The following is a 17504-nucleotide window of genomic DNA, read 5'->3' as shown; positions in this document are numbered from 1 at the left end:
CACTGACAGTTTATCTGTGGAAGCGAGCCTGGCCTTGATTTTGTACGCCACGGGCCAATATCAATCATTGGGATCGATCTCTACGCAGAGCTATCTGTTCCTGCTGTTGTCGGGCCTTGCCACCGGTGCATCGTGGATCTGCTATTTCCCCGCATCGGTGTCACTGGTTTCCCTGCGACGCCAGGCAAGCGTCCTACAAGCCCTGTCCACTCATCTGACAGATCAAAGTCAAAAGGCCTTATTGCACTGACTGGAGCTGAACACGACCTGTCAGGCAAAAGCCCGAAACACTCTGCCGCTAGCCAGTAACACTTCACCTGTGCAACATGGCGCGCGTGCCTTCCACAAATGGGAATTCCCTTTATGAAACGTTTTCTTAGCATCGCCATGGCGTTGTGCATCGGCCTGACGATGAGTCTCGACGTCAATGCCGCCAAGCGCTTCGGTGGTGGCAAAAGCGCAGGCGCTGCGCCGACTCACCAGACCAGCCAGATGGCTCCTTCTTCTCCAGGCATGGGCGGCGCTGCGGCGACCGCTGGTGCTGCCGGTGCCGCTGGCGCTGCCGCCAAGGCTGGTGGCGCTTCGCGCTGGCTCGGCCCGCTCGCCGGTATCGCGGCCGGTGGCCTGCTGGCATCCATGTTCATGGGTGACGGCTTCCAGGGCATGCAGATCTTCGACATCCTGATCATGGCCGTCATTGCGTTCCTGGTCTTCCGCTTTATCGCCGCCCGTCGTCGCAAGCAGCAGGAGCAGTACGCCCCGGCCGGCCACGCGCCGATGCAACGTGAGGCGTTCGAACAAAAGCCTGCCGGTGGTTCGATCTTCGGTGGCTCGGCAGCACCTGTTGCCGCTCGCCCGGTGATCAACGCGCCAGCCTGGTTCAACGAAACAAACTTCGTCGAAGCGGCGCGCAATCACTTCCAGTCCCTGCAACAGCACTGGGACGCCAACGAAATGGACAAGATCGCCGAGTTCGTGACCCCGCAAATGCTGGAGTTCCTCAAGCGTGAGCGTGCTGACCTGGGCGACGGTTTCCAGTCCACCTACATCGATAACCTCAATGTACAACTGGACGGCGTGGACGATCGCGCCGACAAGACCATTGCCACCCTGACTTTCACTGGCGTGTCGAAAACCTCGCGTTTCGACCAGGGCGAAGTCTTCAGCGAAAGCTGGAACATGGAACGTGCACAAGGCGAAAACCAGCCTTGGCTGGTAGCTGGTATCCGCCAGAACGGCTGACTCCCTCCAGCGCTTCACTTGCAGTAAACAAAACCCCGGCCTCGGCCGGGGTTTTCTATTTCGCGGTTGCATCTATAGCAAGCTACTGTATAAACCGCCCCATATAAACCGCGCCATACAAGCAAGAGGATCCCGGACGTGGAAGAAATCATCGAACAACTGCGTGAAGCCAACGAACCGGTACCGGTCCCCTTGGAATTGCCCGACGAAGACCTGCTGGTCGAAATCGAAGAACAACTGTTCATCGACATTCCGTTCGTCTTCAGAGAGTTTCTGCTGACCGTCAGCGACGTGGTATACGGCAGCCTGGAACCGGTCACCGTGACTGACCCGCAATCCCACACTTACCTGCCCGACGTTGCCGCCAACGCCTGGGACGCCGGGGTCGATCGCAGCATGATTCCGATCTGCCAGGACGGTGACAATTACTACCTGGTCGAAGAAGACGGCACCGTGGTGCTGTGGTTGGCCGAAGAAGAGCTGCTCGCCGAAGAAACCTGGGAATCGGTATGGCACTGGGCGCGGGACGTCTGGCTGGAAAGCTGATCCAGTCAACGCCGCTGGGTGGTCAATGCCCGGACGACTCCTTGTGATTGTCGAGGGTTTCCAGCAACGCCACCTGCATCCGCGTATGCACACGAATGAACCAGCGCCACAGTAGCGCCGCCACGGCGGCCGCGACTACGGCGATCAGTACCAGCAACTTGTTGGTCGGCAGAATACTGGCCGACAAGGCTGCCAACAGCAAAAAGATCACCAGCAGCGACAGGATCGGGATCACTTCGGCGAATACCCGGCGCACTCGCTGCGTATGGCGCCCGGCCATCTCCGGCTTCACGCCCATTTCCGCCAGCAACATCGACAGTGCCTTTAGCTTGCGGTACGCCGCAATCAAAAAAGGCAGCGATAACAGCAGCGCCCCACCCCAGATCAACGCCTTTTGCCAGCTCGGATCACTGATCCAGCCTTGCAGGTAAGCCGACATGCGTTCGGCGAAGTACGCGCCCGAAAAGAAGATTGCGATCACGAGCGCCAGATTGACTCCCACCTGCAGCAAAATCCTGCGAATCATGGATGCCAGTAACGCGCCCTCACCCTGAGGCTGGATGCTGCGCAGCCATTCGCCATACATCCCCAACACCCGTCCCAGGCGCTCTGGCATGACGCTGGCAAGCTTGATCGACAATGGATCCGCCGCGCGGATCAGATAGGGCGTCAGCAGGGTCGTGATCACCGAAACTGCCACAGCCACGGGGTACAGAAAGTTACTGGTGACCTGCAACGTCATGCCCAGTGCCGCGATGATGAAAGAGAATTCGCCAATCTGAGAAAGACCCATCCCGACCCGCAGCGAAGTGCGTCCGTCATTACCGGCGATAAATGCACCGAGGCCGCAGGACAGCATCTTGCCAAGCACCACGGCTATGGTGATTACGGCGATTGGCCAGGCGTACTGAAGCAGGATCGCCGGATCGAGCATCAGCCCGATGGCCACGAAGAAAATCGCACTGAAAAGATCGCGGACCGGTTCAATCAGTCGTTCAATTTTCAGCAGTTGCCGGGATTCCGCCATGATCGCGCCGATCAGGAATGCCCCGAGGACCATGCTGTATTCAAGCTTGACTACCAGCAGGCAGAAGCCAAAACACAGGCCCAGTACCGTGATCAGCAGCATTTCGTTGCTGTCGAATCTGGCGACGTAGGCCAGCAACCGCGGCACCATCAGGATGCCGATGACCAACGCGACGATCATGAACAGCGACAGCTTGCCGACCGTGGAAAACACTTCACCGGAGCTGACCGTGCCGCTGACCGCGATGCTGGACAGCAGCGCGATGATGCCGATGCCCAGGATGTCTTCGACGATCAGCACTCCGAATATCAACTGGGCAAACCGCTCGTTCTTCAGCTTCAGATCATTGAGCGCCTTGACGATGATGGTGGTCGAGGAAATCGCCAGGATCGCGCCGAGGAACAGTGAGTCCATGGTGTTCCAGTCGAACCAGCGACCGATCTCGTAGCCGATCCAGATCATCAGCACGATTTCCAGGAATGCCGCGATGAATGCCGTGGCACCGACCTTGAACAACTTGCGCAGGCTGAACTCCAGGCCCAGACAGAACATCAGGAATATCACCCCGAGTTCGGCAAGGGTCTTGATGGTTTCTTCGTCATGGATCAGGCCGAACGGCGGGGTATGCGGGCCAATGATGAACCCGGCAACGATGTATCCCAGCACCACCGGTTGTTTCAGGCGATGGAAGACCACGGTGACCACACCTGCGATCAACATGATCACTGCCAGATCCTGAATGAAACTGATGGCATGCATGGCGTGAGACTCCCTGGGTGGCATTGCTCGATCCCCGGACGCAGGAAATATCTGATCGAGCAGAACAAAAATCGGAATTGCACGTAGGAAATGCCCTTGAGACAGGGCTTTTTGCAGGGTAACACCGCGACTTCTGGCAGAAAGGCGGTGCAATATATGGAAACAGATCGATCCGGCGTGACGGCGACCCTGCACCCGGCGTCCCGATAACTGTTGGTTTGAAAAAACCACTGAGGCACCCGCAGAGGTGCATCCCTCAAACCTGGCCTTGACCCGTGAGAATGCTATGGAACCCGGAAACGCCCAGCTGTCGATGACGGTATTGATGACCCCCGACATGGCCAACTTCTCTGGCAATGTCCACGGCGGCACCCTGCTCAAATACCTCGACGAAGTGGCCTACGCCTGCGCCAGCCGTTATGCCGGCCGCTATGTGGTGACCCTGTCGGTGGATCAGGTCATTTTCCGCGAGCCGATCCATGTCGGCGAACTGGTGACCTTTCTCGCCTCGGTCAACTACACCGGCAACACCTCCATGGAGGTGGGCATCAAAGTGGTGACCGAGAACATCCGCGAACGCTCGGTGCGCCACACCAACAGTTGCTTCTTCACCATGGTCGCGGTGGATGACCAGCGTAAACCTGCATCGGTACCGCCGCTGCAACCGGACAACAGCGAGAGCAAGCGCCGCTTCATCCAGGCTCAGCAGCGTCGCCAGATTCGTCAAGAGCTGGAAAAGCGTTATCAGGAGATCAAGGGCGACGCTTAAAGCTAAAGATCGCAGCCTGCGGCAGCTCCTACAAGTAGGTCACATTCCCTTGTAGGAGCTGCCGCAGGCTGCGATCTTTCTGCCCAAATCTGATTAAAAACTGATCGAGGTCGCCTCAAACCGCACCCGCGGATGCGCAATCCGATCCTGAGCCCGAACCAGTTCCAACTCGTAGCTGGCACAGGCCTGGGTTTCCAGCAGCACTTCATGCACCGCCGACGCCGCGAACTCGAACGCGGCCACCAGGCTGTCGCCCAACAGCACACGGGCCAGGAACAGGCCGGACGTCAAATCGCCCACGCCCACCGGCTGACGCGGGAACGCCAGCAACGGGCGCTGCAAATGCCAGCCGCCTTCGGCCGTCACCAGCAGCATCTCGAAGACCTCCGCCGGTTTACCGGGGTAGTCCAGATGCTTGACCAGCACCGCTTTCGGACCGCGCACCAGCAATGCACGCGCCATTGCCAGGCAATCGAACAGCGATTGCGGCTTGCGCCCGGAGAAGCTGTCTAGCTCCAATTGGTTCGGGCACATGAAGTCCGCCACGGCGGCGGCCTCTTCCAGCAGGAAATCACTGACTTCCGCCGGAACACTGCAGCCCTTCTCCGGATGCCCCATGACCGGGTCACACAGGTACAGCGCCTTGGGGTTCATCGACTTGATCCGCTCCACCCCCGTCAGGATCGCCCGGCCCTGGGCCGCACTGCCGAGGTAACCGGAGAGCACCGCATCGCAGTTGCCCAGCTCGCCAATCGCCGCGATGCCTTCGACCAGGTCAGGAATCTGGTGTGGCGCCAGCACTTCACCGGCCCACTGACCGTACTGGGTGTGATTGGAGAACTGCACGGTGTTGAGCGGCCAGACATTCACCCCGACCCGTTGCATCGGGAAAACCGCGGCACTGTTGCCGGCGTGACCGAATACCACGTGGGACTGGATAGCGAGCAAATGCGGTGTACGTTTCATGCGGTGGATTTCCGTAAAACGATTGAAATTCTAGCCGCGCAGTATGCGACTAAACGCAGCCTGTACGACAGACCAGCGACACAGTTAAGCTGACACTATCTTGTTGGAGCACCCTGTTGATGCTGACCCTTGGAAATATATTCGTGCTGATGCTGTTCGCCACTGCCGGCGCATGGCTATGGCACAACCACGGCTTGCGCGAGCGCGCGCTGGAACGGGTCAAGCAGCATTGCGGCAAGCTCGGGATTGAATTGCTAGACGGCAACGTGGCCTTGAAAAGAATCGCCTTCATCAAGGATGCCAGTGGTCGGCGACGCCTGGCCCGTGTGTATAACTTCGAATTCACCGTAACCGGCGAAAGCCGCCACAACGGCACCATCACCCAGTTCGGCGCTCACAGCGCACAGATTGAACTGGCGCCCTACCCGGTCCCGTTCGACGAAACCGAACCAGTGGTCGACGTGGCGAAACCTCGCGCGGAAGTGATCGAGCTGAGTCAGTGGCGTCAGGACCATACCAAGTGGCGGCCTTGAGCCGTTAACCCGATCCGGATCGGCACGCAGCCAGCTCACGCTGCAACTGTTCTGCATTCTGCGCTTCACTGAAAATCAGCTCGATACGCGAATCCTGCCGCCATTCACTGGGTTGCCAGTCCAGCGCCGAGTTATCCACCGCGTTCGCCGAGATCCAGCCGCTGGCACTGTGGATAACCAGCTTCGCCCGCCTCCAGCCAAGGCTTTCAAGCCACCGGCCAACCAGAGCGGCATCAAACACCTGGCTTGGGTGCCAACGCCATCCGATGCTCCAGCCTCCGTCCTGTTCCTGACGCAGGCAAATGGGCAACGCGGGATCGCTCCAGACTGCCGGCAGCTGCGCCAATCCCTTGGGCACGACGAAGTTATCCACACCTGCCCGCGCTTTGGCATTCAACCCCGGCAACTCGCTCAAGGGTAAAGCCGCCTGTTGCGTCCAGCACAGGGGGAGCGGCGGCAATTGCCCGGCGATTCGCTGGCGGATGTCTTCTTCGAGACCTTCAGACTTGTTCAACAGCAGCAGTCCCGCATGGCCCAGCGCTTGCTGCTGAACATCCGGCAGCGGTTTGCCTGCGGCGAGCGCCTGGGCATCCACCACCAGCACACAAGGCTGGACGGCCAACACGCCTTGCCACGGCGCTTCGTTCAATTGCCTGAGCAACTGCGCCGGATGCCCCAGTCCCGAGGGCTCTATGAACAGCCGATCCGGTTGTGCCTTGCGCAACAAGCGCCCAAGACCAATCTGAAACGGTGCACCGTTGACGCAACACAAGCAACCCCCGGCCACTTCCCCCAGTGCGATACCATCGGCGTCCTGGGTCAGTAGCGCAGCGTCGAGACCGATCTGGCCAAACTCGTTGATCAATACTGCCCACCGCTCGCCAGCCGGGCGCTGGGCCAGCAGGTGCTTGATCAGGCTGGTCTTGCCGGCGCCCAACGGGCCGGCAATGACATGAGTGGGGATATTCTGCAGCATGGTTGATGATTTCTGAGGAGGTGGTGGATGCGGTTGATCGGCTTGTCGTTGCTCCTGGCACTCGTTTCAGGCGAGGCGCTGGCCCAGGCTTGTGTGGTTCACAGCCAGGGCGAGCGGCTTGACGTCCAGGTTTGCCAGCAGAACCGCAACATCCCGCCAAAACTCTTCGCCGATGGTTTCTGCCAACCAAACCTGGCGGGACAGAAAGTCGATGTGCAGTACGTCGATCAATGCCCCGGCGGCGCATTTGGTATCTGCAGCAACGCCCAAGTCGCCAATATGCCCTACCGACAGGATATTCACTATTACGGCGTTGCCACCGACGCGGCGTATCTGCAGCCATACTGCGAGGCCCGGAGCCAGGGCATCTGGCTCAAGCCTTGAAGCGCCAGTAGTGGATCAGGCGGCTTCTTCGTACCAAGGGCCGAATGGATCAGGCAGCAAACGCCAACCCTCTACGCCCAGCGCCATTTCCTCATCGGTCAGCAGGCATGCGTCCAGCTCAGCCGTGAGTTGCGTGAAGTCGATGTCCTGGCCGATGAACACCAGTTCCTGGCGGCAGTCTCCGCTGTCGGCGGTCCAGTTTTTCATGATCCCGGCGGTACTTTCTTCGTCCTGCGGCCATTGGTTTTTCGGTACAAAGCGCCACCAGCGCCCGGCAAAACCATAGCGCATCAAACCACCGGCCTGAGACCAGCTGCCGGCGTCCATGTGCTTGCTCGCCAGCCAGAAAAAGCCCTTGGAGCGCAGCAGCTTGCCGTTATCCCAAGGACCGTCGATGAAGTTGAAGAAACGCTGCGGATGGAACGGCCGGCGCGCCCGGTAAGCACTGGAAGCAATACCGTACTCCTCGGTTTCCGGCACGTGTTCGCCGCGCAGTTCCTGCAGCCATCCCGGTGCCTGGGCAGCCTTTTCGAAGTCAAAACGACCGGTGTTGAGAATCTTGTTCAAGGGGATTTCACCCATCGCCATCGGAATGATTTCCGCCCGGGCGTTGAGCCGCTCAAGTATGGCGATCAGCTCCTCGCGTTGGTGGCTGCTGATCAAGTCGATCTTGCTGAGCAAAATCACATCGGCGAATTCGACCTGCTCGATCAACAGATCGGTAATCGAACGTTCGTCTTCTTCCCCAAGGGTTTCTCCTCGGGAAGCCAGGCTTTCGGCAGCCTGGTAATCGATCAGGAAGTTCATGCCATCGACCACCGTGACCATAGTGTCGAGACGAGCGATGTCGTTGAGGCTTTGGCCGCTTTCATTGCGAAAGGTGAAGGTTTCCGCTACTGGCAGCGGTTCGGAAATACCGGTGGACTCGATCAGCAGATAGTCGAAGCGACCCTCCCTGGCGAGTTGACTCACCTCCTCAAGCAAGTCTTCACGTAACGTACAGCAAATACACCCGTTGCTCATCTCGACCAACCGTTCTTCAGCGCGATTCAGGCTGACATCGCGCTGGACTTCGGTGCCATCGACGTTGATTTCGCTCATATCGTTGACGATGACTGCAACTCGCAACCCATCGCGATTACGTAGTATGTAATTAAGAAGTGTACTTTTTCCGGCGCCTAAAAAGCCGGAGAGAACGGTCACGGGAAGTCGATTGGACATCTGCATATTCCTCACAGGGATGCCCGGTCGCTGTGTCGGGCCTACACAATGTTATACTGTAACAATGCAAATAAACCATCCCATCTTGCCCGACAGTGCAAAGGACAGGATGCTGAACGCCGCTCCCCTCGCGAGAAAGCCCATGCGCAACGCCCTTAAATCTGCATTGATCATGCTTTCCCTGTTGGTGGCTGCCGACGCGATGGCACAGGTCCCGACCCTGGCCAAATGCACCCGCAGCGCCAATCTGCTGGCCTGCGAGGATGCGCAGGGCAACGCCTACAGCGTCAACACCGTCGGCAACACCCTTTATCTGCGGGGCTTCGAAACGGCCGGAAAACGCTATTGGGCGCAGACCAACAGCCGCTACGGCCAGCTGACGTTTTTCACCGGTATCGCTTCCGATGGCTAGGCCTGGGTTGGCTACAACCGGCGCGTCGGCTGGACCACGATCAACCGGTTTTCCAGCTCCGGCGGCAGCAGCGCCAGGTTCACTTGCAGCCGGATCGCTGGCTGTTAGGCCTCTTTGTTTTTCTGTTGATGGCGTGAAATCAGGCTGAGCATGTGGTGGTTGCGCGTGATGAAAGTCCGTTCATGAAAAAGGCATCGCCGATTTTATTGTTATACTATAACATGACAAATCAACTCCCACGATGGACCTGCTCATGAATGCGCTGACTCTGCCGGATATCGCCGCGCAGGCCTCACGCCAAGCCCTTCCACTGGAGTGGGTGGGCATGTGCGGCATTGCTCTTCCCGTTTTTTTTGATGGCCAACGATTGAACGCAAAAGCCGATGCCGGCGTTAGCCTCGACGATGGCAACGCGCGCGGCATTCATATGTCACGGCTCTATCTGGCGCTTGAATTGCTGGAGCAGGAAAACCTTTCACCGGTTTTATTGCGGCGGGTTTTGCAGCGCTTTCTTGATAGTCATGAAGGGCTGTCGAGTAGCGCACACCTAAGCATTCACGCCGATTTGTTGCTGAAAAGGCCGGCGCTGATCAGTCCATTGGCCGGCTGGAAAAGCTATCCAGTGACCATCGAAGCGCGCTTGAAAAACGCAATGTTCCACGTGGAACTAAAAATCGACGTGCCTTATTCCTCAACCTGCCCGTGTTCCGCAGCCCTTTCTCGACAGTTGATTCAGCAGCAGTTCATCGATGATTTCGCCAACAAGCCACCGCAACACGCCGACGTTTTAGCCTGGCTCGGCTCCCCGAACGGCATCATCGCTACCCCCCACAGCCAACGCAGCAGCGCAAAGTTGCGCGTACGGTTGGCCGATTTTTTGGACGAGTTGCCTCTGATCGCCATCATCAACGACGCCGAAGCCGCACTCGGCACCGCCGTTCAAACAGCGGTAAAGCGCGCCGACGAACAGGCCTTCGCCCTCGCCAATGGTCAGAACCTGATGTTCTGCGAGGACGCCGCACGCCGTTTGAATCTGGCCCTGAAGCGCTCCACAGGTATCAATGCCTTCCATATTCGTGTGACCCACGCCGAAAGCCTGCACGCCCATGACGCTGTAGCCGAAAGCCGTTTCAACTGGGAGCTCGCATGATTGCTTGCCACGCTTTACGTTGGGGCGCACCTGGGCAGCCACTCACGCCAGCGCTGGACCTCGAACTGTCGCAGGGCAGCCTGACCGCCATCATCGGTGCGAACGGCTCCGGGAAAAGCAGCCTGTTGAAGGTCATCGCTGGCCTGCAAAAACCGTTGGCCGGAAAGGTTCGACTGAGTGTTCCACTCAAGCGCAGTCTGTCGTTCCTGCCCCAGCAACAACACCTGGACAGGCAATTTCCGATCAGCCTTCAGGCATTGATTGCCGCCGGTTTCTGGGGCAGCAAACAGTCACCGGAGATCCGTAGCCAACGACTGAAAACCGTCCTTGAAAACTGGTGCTTGAACGGCCTGGAAGATCGACCGTTGATGGCCCTCTCCGGCGGCGAATTGCAACGCGCCCTGCTCGCCCGATTGAGCCTGACCGATGCACCCTTGCTGTTGCTGGATGAACCCCACGCGGCCCTCGATGAAGTCGGCCAGGCATTGCTTTGGAAGCACATACACCAATGGCACCTTGAAGGCCGGACACAGGTGGTCGTGTGCCATGACCTCGCCGCTGTCCGCGAGCACATCCCACACACGTTGCAGATCAAAGGCAGCGGTTGCGTATACGGTCCGAGCACCGAACTGATCAGCCAACCACCACAAACGCAGGTGGCCTGATGATCGCTGCCGCGCATCTTTGGCAACCGTTCCACGAGTTCGTGTTCATGCGTCGGGCGCTGCTGGGCGGTTTGCTCCTGGCGTGCAGTACGGCGCCTCTTGGAGTGTTTCTGATCCTCAGGCGCATGAGCCTGATCGGCGATGCGGTCGCCCACGGCATCCTTCCCGGTGCGGCCCTGGGATTCTGGTTTGCCGGCTTGAGCCTCCCGGCGTTGACCATCGGCGGTCTCGGCGCTGGCCTGAGCATGGCCGGCCTTGCAGCCTGGATTACGCGGCGAACCGGCCTGCGAGAGGACGCCAGCCTCGCGGCGATCTACCCGATTTCCCTGGCCGGTGGCGTACTGATTCTCGGCATCGCCGGCAAACGCCTGGACCTGTTGCACCTGTTATTTGGCTCGGCGCTGGCGGTCGACGGCCCGACCTTGACCGGCATGCTTTGGGTCTCGGGCCTGAGCCTGATGGCCATGGCATTGATCTACAAACCACTACTGCTCGACACCCTCGACCCGCTTTTTCTGCAAACGGTCAGCCGACTCGGCCCCTTGGCCCACGGCGTATTCCTGACGCTGGTGGTGTTGAATCTGGTCATCGGTTTCCAGGCGATCGGCGCGTTGATGGTGGTCGGCCTGATGATGCTGCCTGCCGCCGCGGCGCGCTTCTGGAGTCGTCGTCTGCCGGTGCTGATCGTCGTCGCCGCCTTGCTCGGCAGCCTCTCGGTGTGGCTCGGTTTATTGATCTCGTTCTATTACTCGCTGCCCAGTGGCCCGGCAATCGTGCTGGTGGCCGGCGGTGGGTATCTGTTGTCCGTGGTGTTCGGGCCGGTGCACGGCTTGCTGCGCCACCCGCCTTTGCTCACATCCCAATGAGGTGTTACCCGATGCGCGCTTTACTCGTGCTGTTCAGCTTGATGGTGTCGATGTCGCTGTCTGCCGCCGAAAAACTTCAGGTGGTCACCAGCTTCAGCATCCTTGCCGACATGACCCGCCAGGTCGGCAAAGATCATATCCAGATCACCAACATGGTCGGCCCGGACGCGGATGCCCATACCTACGAGCCGACACCGGACGACGCCAAAGCGCTGCTCAAGGCCAGGCTCATCATCAAGAACGGCCTGGGTTTCGAGCCCTGGCTGGATCGCCTGGTAACGAGCACAGAGACCCGGGCGCCAGTCATCAGCGCAAGCCACGGCGTCATCCCGCGTAGCCTGGATGAAGACGGCGAAACCGTTCCTGATCCGCACGCCTGGCATAATCTGGCGAACACCGAACTGTACATCGCCAACATTACCAAGGCGCTGATTGCCGCCGACCCGGCGAACGCCGCCGACTATGAGCGCAACAGCCAGGAGTACCTGAAACAGGTCTATGCCCTGCTCGCCGAAGCCAAGGCCAAGCTCGGTTCACTGCCACCGGGCAACCGCAAGATCGTCACGTCCCATGATGCCTTCGGTTATCTCGGCCAAGCCTACGGCATCGAGTTCATGGCGCCTCAAGGCCTGTCCACCGAGCGCGAACCTTCAGCCGCCGAAGTGGCCGCACTGATCACCCAGATTCGTCAAGCCAAGGTCAAGGCGGTGTTCATGGAAAACATCAAGGACGCACGCCTGCTCAAGCAGATCGCGGATGAAAGCGGCGCGCAGATCGGCGGCACGCTGTACTCCGATGCCCTGGCGGCGAGCGGTCCGGCCAGCACCTTCACCGGGTTGTTCGAGTACAACCTCAACACCCTGTACAACGCGTTGAGCAAGCCATGATCCGCAAGAACCCTTCCGGAGATTTACCGCTGATTGCCGAGTCGGCCTACGTCGACAAGACGGCGATCATCTGCGGCAAAGTGGTGATCGGCGAGAACGTGTTCGTCGGGCCCTACGCGGTGATCCGCGCAGACGAAGTCGATGACTCAGGCGACATGCAGCCGATCACCATCGGTGCCAACTCGAACATCCAGGACGGCGTGGTGATCCATTCCAAATCCGGTGCGGCGGTGACCATTGGCGAGTTCAGTTCCATCGCCCACCGCTCGATCGTGCATGGTCCCTGCATCGTGGGCAATCGAGTGTTCATCGGCTTCAACAGCGTACTGTTCAACTGTGTGGTCGGTGACGGTTGCGTGGTGCGGCACAACTCGGTGGTGGACGGTCGTGACCTGCCTGAAGCCTTCTACGTGCCCTCCACCACGCGGATTGGCCCCAACACCGACCTCTCGCAATACCCGCCGGTAAGTGTCAGTGCCTCGGAGTTTTCCGAAGACGTGGCGCGCACCAACGTCGATCTGGTGCGCGGCTACAAAGCCCTGCAAAACGAGTTCTGACGCGGGTGGCCAAAAACAGCCATCGTGTCAGGACAAATTGCCTGGCACGACAAACGTCTTAATGTTTACCCCTACGGTTTATGCGATAACGCTCGTTAGAAGCACGTGAGTACGCCGACCATGATCCAGATCACCCTGCCCGATGGTTCATTGCGTGAATACGACCAGCCACTGTCCGTGCACGAGATGGCCGCCAGCATCGGTCTCGAACTGGCCAGCGCAGCCGTAGCAGGTCGAGTCAATGGTGTATTGGTGGACTGCGAATACCTGATCGAGGCGGATGCCCGCGTCAGCATTGTCACCCCCCGGGAGCCGGATGGCTTGGAGATCCTGCGCCGCTCCTGCGCGTTGATGCTGGCCATGGCGGTCAAGCAACTGCACCCTCATGCGCAAATGCGTGCGGGAAAGGAATTGGGTGACGGTTTCTTTTACGAGTTCACAGTCGAGCAACCGCTGACCCCGGCAGACCTGCCCCTCATCGAAGCGCGCATGCAGTCACTGGCAGCGACCAATCACTCGATCCGTCGACGGCCGGCGCGCGAAGCAGTGCCGCTGTACCGTCTGGGGGACACCGAGTACCAAAGTCACGGACCGCACGTCCCCACCACCAAAGTCTTGCAGGCCTTTGCCCTCGATCACATCAGCGGCACGTTACAGCAACGGATCTACGGCACCTGCTGGTCCAGCCATCAGGAACTGCAACACTGGCGCGTTCCACCCCATGTGGTCGTCGTGAGCATGGATGACCGCCAGGCAACTTATGCCCAAGCGGTGACCGAATCCTTGCGCCAAAAAGGCTTGCGCGCCAAGGCCGATCTGCGAAACGAAAAAGTCCGCTACAAGATTCGCCAGCACAGCCAGACCGTGCCGTACCTGGTCGTGGTTGGTGAAAAGGAACAGGCTGGGGGGTTTGTCAGTGTGCGCAGCCGCACGGGGGAGGATTTTGGCCGGATGGCTGTCGAGGCGGCGTGTGAGTGGTTGAGTCGGCCGGGGATCTAGGGAGGCTGGGTGGACGCCTTCGTCGGAACGCCGCCCGGACCAAGCCTGCTCCCACATTGGTTTTGTGAACACCACAGATCCAGTGTGGGAGCGGGCTTGCTCGCGAAGGCGATCCGACGAAGCTTTTAAGCTCTTGGCTTCACCGTGCCGCAATCCTGCCCCAACCAGACGGCGCGGGATTCGAGGCTGCCCTTCTGCTGAATGCCGGTGGCGTTGAACGTCCCGTTGACCTTGGTGGTGAATTCGCGATCACTGAGGAACGTCGCCACGCCGGCACCCTGGGCTCTCGGGCAACTGAAACGGAATTTCCACTGATTGCCGGAGCGGTCGGTGATTTCCTGTTTGCAGCCAGACTGCGGATCGGTCAGCGGGATGTTGTCGGTCTTGACCTGCTCAGGGGTCAGGCACGCCCGGATCCCTTTTCCGCCCATGGTGATGCCCTGCTTTTCCAGTTGGGCGCGCTGCTCAGGGGTCATCTGGCTCTGGATCTGGCCGAGGATCAATTGCAGGTCCGGCATATTCTGCTCGTCGACCTTCATGTTGCTCGTGGTCATCTCCCACAATCCTGGTTGCAGCATTTGCGCGTGAGCCGCCACAGGAAGTGCCAAACCCAGTGCCATGGCCAAACCCAGCAGACGAACGTTCATCGAGTAACTCCTGATCAGTAGTGGCCGTTAGACGTCAGCCGCAAGCTTCGGTTCATGGGCGAATTAATTAGCGACATTCTGCACGGAACATGGTCTGTTAAGCACTGAATCTTCAGGAGCAAGGCAGCCCCCATGGATTATTTCGGACCGCATATTTTCGGTTATACCATCGCCCTGTTGCACTCGCTGGGCATGATCGCGGCCATACATGCCGTGTTGACCGTCCGTACCGCCCAAGGCTCGATCGCCTGGGCCCTGTCGCTGTTTTTCATCCCTTACCTCACGCTGATCCCGTACCTGATGTTCGGCCGCAGCACCTTTGATGGCTATATCAAGGCGCGGCGGCAGGCCAACGAGGAGATGCGCAAGGCCGTTTCCGAACTCAACTGGCGACCTTGGGTAGAGGAAGCGCTCACCGCCCGCGCGTCTTCTGCCTACGCCTCACTCAGAGCGATGCCCAAGCTCGGACACATGCCCTGCCTGGCCAATAACCAGACGCGGCTGTTGATCAACGGCCAGGCGACATTCGACGCCATTTTTGATGCCATCAGCCAGGCCAAAGAAGCCGTGCTGATCCAGTTTTTCATCGTCCACGACGACCGCCTAGGCCAACTCCTGCAGACTTTGCTGTTGAAGAAAGCCGCCGAAGGCGTGGCGATCTACCTGTTGTATGACCGAATCGGCAGTCACTCCCTGCCCAACGGGTACGTGCAGGCTTTGCGTGATGGCGGAGTCGAGGTCAAGGCTTTTGGCCCCCGTAGTGGCTGGTTCAATCGCTTTCAGGTGAACTTCCGCAACCATCGCAAGATAGTGGTCGTAGACGGCATTCTCGGCTTCGTCGGCGGGCACAACGTCGGTGATGAATACATGGGCGAAAAACCGCCCCTGGCCCCCTGGCGCGATACCCACGTGCAAGTGCGCGGGCCAGTGGTGGCGTGCATGCAGGAGTCTTTCGCTGAAGACTGGTTCTGGGTGGCTCATGCCCTGCCGCCACTGATCCTGCCCGAGGTTTACCCGGAAGACGGCGTGCTGTGCCAGTTGCTCGCCAGCGGCCCGGCAGACGCCTACGAAACCTGCTCTCTGTTCTTTGTCGAAGCGATCCATGCGGCGACGGAACGGGTCTGGATCACCAGCCCGTACTTCATCCCCGATGAAGCCGTGTTCGCAGCGTTGCGCCTGGCGGTGCTGCGGGGTGTGGATGTACGGCTGCTGTTGCCGTCTCGACCCGACCACCGAATCGTCTACGCCGCCTCCAGCCTCTACGCCTTCGAAGCAGTGCGCGCCGGTGTGCGGGTGTTCCGTTACGAGCCCGGATTCCTGCACCAGAAAGTGGTGTTGATCGACAGCGAAATCAGCGCCATCGGCAGCGCCAACCTGGACAACCGGTCGTTCCGGCTGAATTTTGAAGTGATGCTGCTGACCGTCGACCGCGCCTTTGCCGCCGAGGTGGAACAGATGCTCAACGATGATTTCGCCAACGCCCACGAAATCGCCAAAGGAGAAGGCCGGGAGACCCACCGCCTGCAGCAGGTCGGCATGCGGGTCGCCCGGCTTATTTCGCCGGTTCTCTAGAGGTAGATATCGTCACGGGTCCATGGCAGTTCATGACTGCCATCGGCGTGGGCCTTCACCGCGAGAATCTGGTGCAGGTTGATCCAGCCCCGGGCAAACGCGTAAGCGCAACCGGCCAGGTACAGCCGCCAGATACGCAGGGCTTGTTCCGGTACGAGTTTGGACGCCGCTTCGAGGTTGTCCTCCAGGCGCTCGCTCCAGTGATCGAGCGTGCGTGCGTAGTGCAGGCGCAAGCTTTCGACGTCGACGATCTCCAGCCCGGCCTCACTGATCTCGGCAGAGATCATTGAAAGGTGCGGCAGTTCGCCGTTGGGGAACACGTATTTCTCGATGAATTCGCCGGCACCGCGTCCCACCGGACGGCCATCGGTGTATTTGGCGGTGATCCCGTGATTCATCACCAGGCCGCCCTCTTTCACCGCACCGAACAGGGTCTTGCAGTACTCCGCCAAATTGGCGTGGCCGACGTGTTCGAACATGCCGACGCTGACAACCTTGTCGAAACGGCCATCCTGCGGCAGATCGCGATAGTCGAGCAGTTGCAGTTCGACCAGATCCTCCAGGCCCTCCGCTTTTACGCGTTCCCGGGCCAGGGCCAACTGCTCCTTGCTGAGGGTGATACCGAACACTTTCGCGCCAAACTCCCGCGCCGCATAACGCGCCAATCCGCCCCACCCGCAACCCACATCCAGCAGATATTCGCCGGGCTGCAGGCGCAGCTTGCGGCACAAATGACGGAACTTGGCTTGCTGGGCCTGCTCGAGGCTTTCGCTGCCGGTCTCGAAGTAAGCGCAGGAATACGCCATATCGCTGTCGAGCCACAGTTGATAGAACGCGTTGGAAAGGTCGTAGTGGTAGGAAATCGCCTTGGCGTCAGTCTCTTTGTCATGGGCACTACGGACAGGCTGGTTGTCGTCGTCTTCGTCCAGCAACGCCTGGCTCCATTCATCGCAGACGCGGATCACTTCGCTGATGGAGCCTTCGAGTTCCAGTTTGCCTTCGACAAACGCAGCACCGAGGGCGTCCAGGCTTGGATGGGTAAACTGAGTGACCATTTGTGGATCCTTGACCACAATCGTGACGCTGGGCGCCGGTCCCAGATTGAGTTCATGGCCATCCCAGAGTCTCAGGCGAAGCGGTAATTGCAGATTCTGTAAGGCCGGTGGAAGTTGCGCGAGCATGGAAATTCCCCTTGTTTCAGACGTCTGATCAGAGGGTAGACCATCTTTGAAAAATAGCTGGCTATCGAATTAACAGCCGTTTTCAATGATTCGCGAAGCCCACACCTGCCGCCGCGAACGCACAAAAAGATGTGCCCTCATTTCC

General features: G+C 59.3%; 18 protein-coding genes and 2 pseudogenes. 14 read left to right on the top strand and 6 right to left on the bottom strand.

What is annotated here, in order from left to right; all coding sequences use genetic code 11:
- Positions 1-16: 16 nt before the first annotated feature.
- The 3 genes and pseudogenes from ASD95_RS29005 to ASD95_RS00790 all read left to right on the top strand — a co-directional run.
- Positions 17-154: pseudogene (locus tag ASD95_RS29005) on the top strand (EamA family transporter); the annotation flags it as partial.
- A 209-nt stretch (positions 155-363) separates the two neighbouring features.
- Entirely contained in the window at positions 364-1242 is an 879-nt protein-coding gene (locus ASD95_RS00795) for a Tim44 domain-containing protein (protein WP_056726809.1), read from the top strand.
- A 138-nt stretch (positions 1243-1380) separates the two neighbouring features.
- Positions 1381-1788: an SMI1/KNR4 family protein gene (locus ASD95_RS00790; protein WP_019694340.1), complete on the top strand. Its 408-nt coding sequence runs from the start codon at positions 1381-1383 to the stop codon at positions 1786-1788.
- 22 nt (positions 1789-1810) lie between these two features.
- Here the strand turns inward: ASD95_RS00790 and ASD95_RS00785 are convergent, their stop codons facing one another.
- The gene (locus tag ASD95_RS00785; protein WP_056726808.1) at positions 1811-3574 is read right to left on the bottom strand and encodes a cation:proton antiporter; all 1764 of its coding nucleotides are present in this window, start codon (positions 3572-3574) and stop codon (positions 1811-1813) included.
- 286 nt (positions 3575-3860) lie between these two features.
- Between ASD95_RS00785 and ASD95_RS00780 the strand changes: the two genes are divergently transcribed.
- Positions 3861-4343 carry an acyl-CoA thioesterase gene (locus ASD95_RS00780; RefSeq protein ID WP_056726807.1) on the top strand — a complete coding sequence of 161 codons (483 nt, stop codon included), beginning with the start codon at positions 3861-3863 and terminating at the stop codon, positions 4341-4343.
- Positions 4344-4436: 93 nt separating this feature from the next.
- On the opposite strand, the gene pdxY is transcribed toward ASD95_RS00780, so the two are convergent.
- On the bottom strand, positions 4437-5309 hold the full coding sequence (gene pdxY, locus ASD95_RS00775) for a pyridoxal kinase PdxY (protein WP_056726806.1): 873 nt from the start codon (positions 5307-5309) through the stop codon (positions 4437-4439).
- Positions 5310-5428: 119 nt separating this feature from the next.
- On the opposite strand from pdxY, the gene ASD95_RS00770 reads away from it, so the two are divergent.
- Positions 5429-5842, top strand: coding sequence for a DUF3301 domain-containing protein (locus tag ASD95_RS00770; protein WP_056726805.1), 414 nt, complete (start codon positions 5429-5431; stop codon positions 5840-5842).
- Between the two features lie 4 nt (positions 5843-5846).
- On the opposite strand, the gene ASD95_RS00765 is transcribed toward ASD95_RS00770, so the two are convergent.
- Positions 5847-6818, bottom strand: coding sequence for a CobW family GTP-binding protein (locus ASD95_RS00765; protein ID WP_056726804.1), 972 nt, complete (start codon positions 6816-6818; stop codon positions 5847-5849).
- A 27-nt stretch (positions 6819-6845) separates the two neighbouring features.
- Here ASD95_RS00765 and ASD95_RS00760 point away from each other — a divergent pair, with 27 nt between their 5' ends.
- Positions 6846-7202, top strand: a complete 357-nt coding sequence (locus ASD95_RS00760) for a hypothetical protein (RefSeq protein WP_056726803.1) — start codon at positions 6846-6848, stop codon at positions 7200-7202.
- A 15-nt stretch (positions 7203-7217) separates the two neighbouring features.
- Here the strand turns inward: ASD95_RS00760 and zigA are convergent, their stop codons facing one another.
- A complete protein-coding gene (gene zigA / locus ASD95_RS00755) occupies positions 7218-8423 on the bottom strand; it encodes a zinc metallochaperone GTPase ZigA (RefSeq protein WP_056726802.1) in 1206 nt (401 codons plus the stop codon).
- A gap of 142 nt (positions 8424-8565) precedes the next feature.
- On the opposite strand from zigA, the pseudogene ASD95_RS00750 reads away from it, so the two are divergent.
- The 7 genes and pseudogenes from ASD95_RS00750 to ASD95_RS00720 all read left to right on the top strand — a co-directional run bounded on the left by ASD95_RS00750 (position 8566) and on the right by ASD95_RS00720 (position 13959).
- Positions 8566-8943: pseudogene (locus ASD95_RS00750) on the top strand (glutamine synthetase).
- A gap of 145 nt (positions 8944-9088) precedes the next feature.
- Positions 9089-9985 (top strand): GTP cyclohydrolase FolE2, encoded by an 897-nt coding sequence (folE2, locus tag ASD95_RS00745; RefSeq protein ID WP_056727028.1) that lies wholly within the window; start codon positions 9089-9091, stop codon positions 9983-9985.
- Complete coding sequence (locus tag ASD95_RS00740; RefSeq protein WP_056726801.1) at positions 9982-10650, top strand: metal ABC transporter ATP-binding protein; 669 nt, start codon at positions 9982-9984, stop codon at positions 10648-10650. Before folE2 ends, ASD95_RS00740 begins: the two co-directional genes overlap by 4 nt.
- A complete protein-coding gene (locus ASD95_RS00735; RefSeq protein WP_056726800.1) occupies positions 10650-11516 on the top strand; it encodes a metal ABC transporter permease in 867 nt (288 codons plus the stop codon). Before ASD95_RS00740 ends, ASD95_RS00735 begins: the two co-directional genes overlap by 1 nt.
- 11 nt (positions 11517-11527) lie before the next feature.
- Entirely contained in the window at positions 11528-12403 is an 876-nt protein-coding gene (locus ASD95_RS00730) for a metal ABC transporter substrate-binding protein (protein ID WP_056726799.1), read from the top strand.
- Entirely contained in the window at positions 12400-12960 is a 561-nt protein-coding gene (locus tag ASD95_RS00725; RefSeq protein ID WP_056726798.1) for a gamma carbonic anhydrase family protein, read from the top strand. Before ASD95_RS00730 ends, ASD95_RS00725 begins: the two co-directional genes overlap by 4 nt.
- Before the next feature lie 120 nt (positions 12961-13080).
- Positions 13081-13959 carry a His/Gly/Thr/Pro-type tRNA ligase C-terminal domain-containing protein gene (locus ASD95_RS00720; protein WP_056726797.1) on the top strand — a complete coding sequence of 293 codons (879 nt, stop codon included), beginning with the start codon at positions 13081-13083 and terminating at the stop codon, positions 13957-13959.
- A 125-nt stretch (positions 13960-14084) separates the two neighbouring features.
- Here the strand turns inward: ASD95_RS00720 and ASD95_RS00715 are convergent, their stop codons facing one another.
- On the bottom strand, positions 14085-14606 hold the full coding sequence (locus ASD95_RS00715) for a DUF3617 domain-containing protein (protein WP_056726796.1): 522 nt from the start codon (positions 14604-14606) through the stop codon (positions 14085-14087).
- Between the two features lie 132 nt (positions 14607-14738).
- Between ASD95_RS00715 and cls the strand changes: the two genes are divergently transcribed.
- A complete protein-coding gene (gene cls, locus ASD95_RS00710) occupies positions 14739-16178 on the top strand; it encodes a cardiolipin synthase (protein WP_056726795.1) in 1440 nt (479 codons plus the stop codon).
- On the opposite strand, the gene cfaB is transcribed toward cls, so the two are convergent.
- Positions 16175-17359: a C17 cyclopropane fatty acid synthase CfaB gene (gene cfaB / locus ASD95_RS00705; RefSeq protein ID WP_056726794.1), complete on the bottom strand. Its 1185-nt coding sequence runs from the start codon at positions 17357-17359 to the stop codon at positions 16175-16177. The two genes, cls and cfaB, sit on opposite strands and share 4 nt — an antisense overlap.
- Positions 17360-17504: the final 145 nt, after the last annotated feature.

Source organism: Pseudomonas sp. Root71 (assembly GCF_001429045.1).
GTDB classification, from domain to species: Bacteria; Pseudomonadota; Gammaproteobacteria; order Pseudomonadales; family Pseudomonadaceae; genus Aquipseudomonas; species Aquipseudomonas monachiensis.
This window is presented reverse-complemented; position numbering and strand designations above follow the sequence as displayed.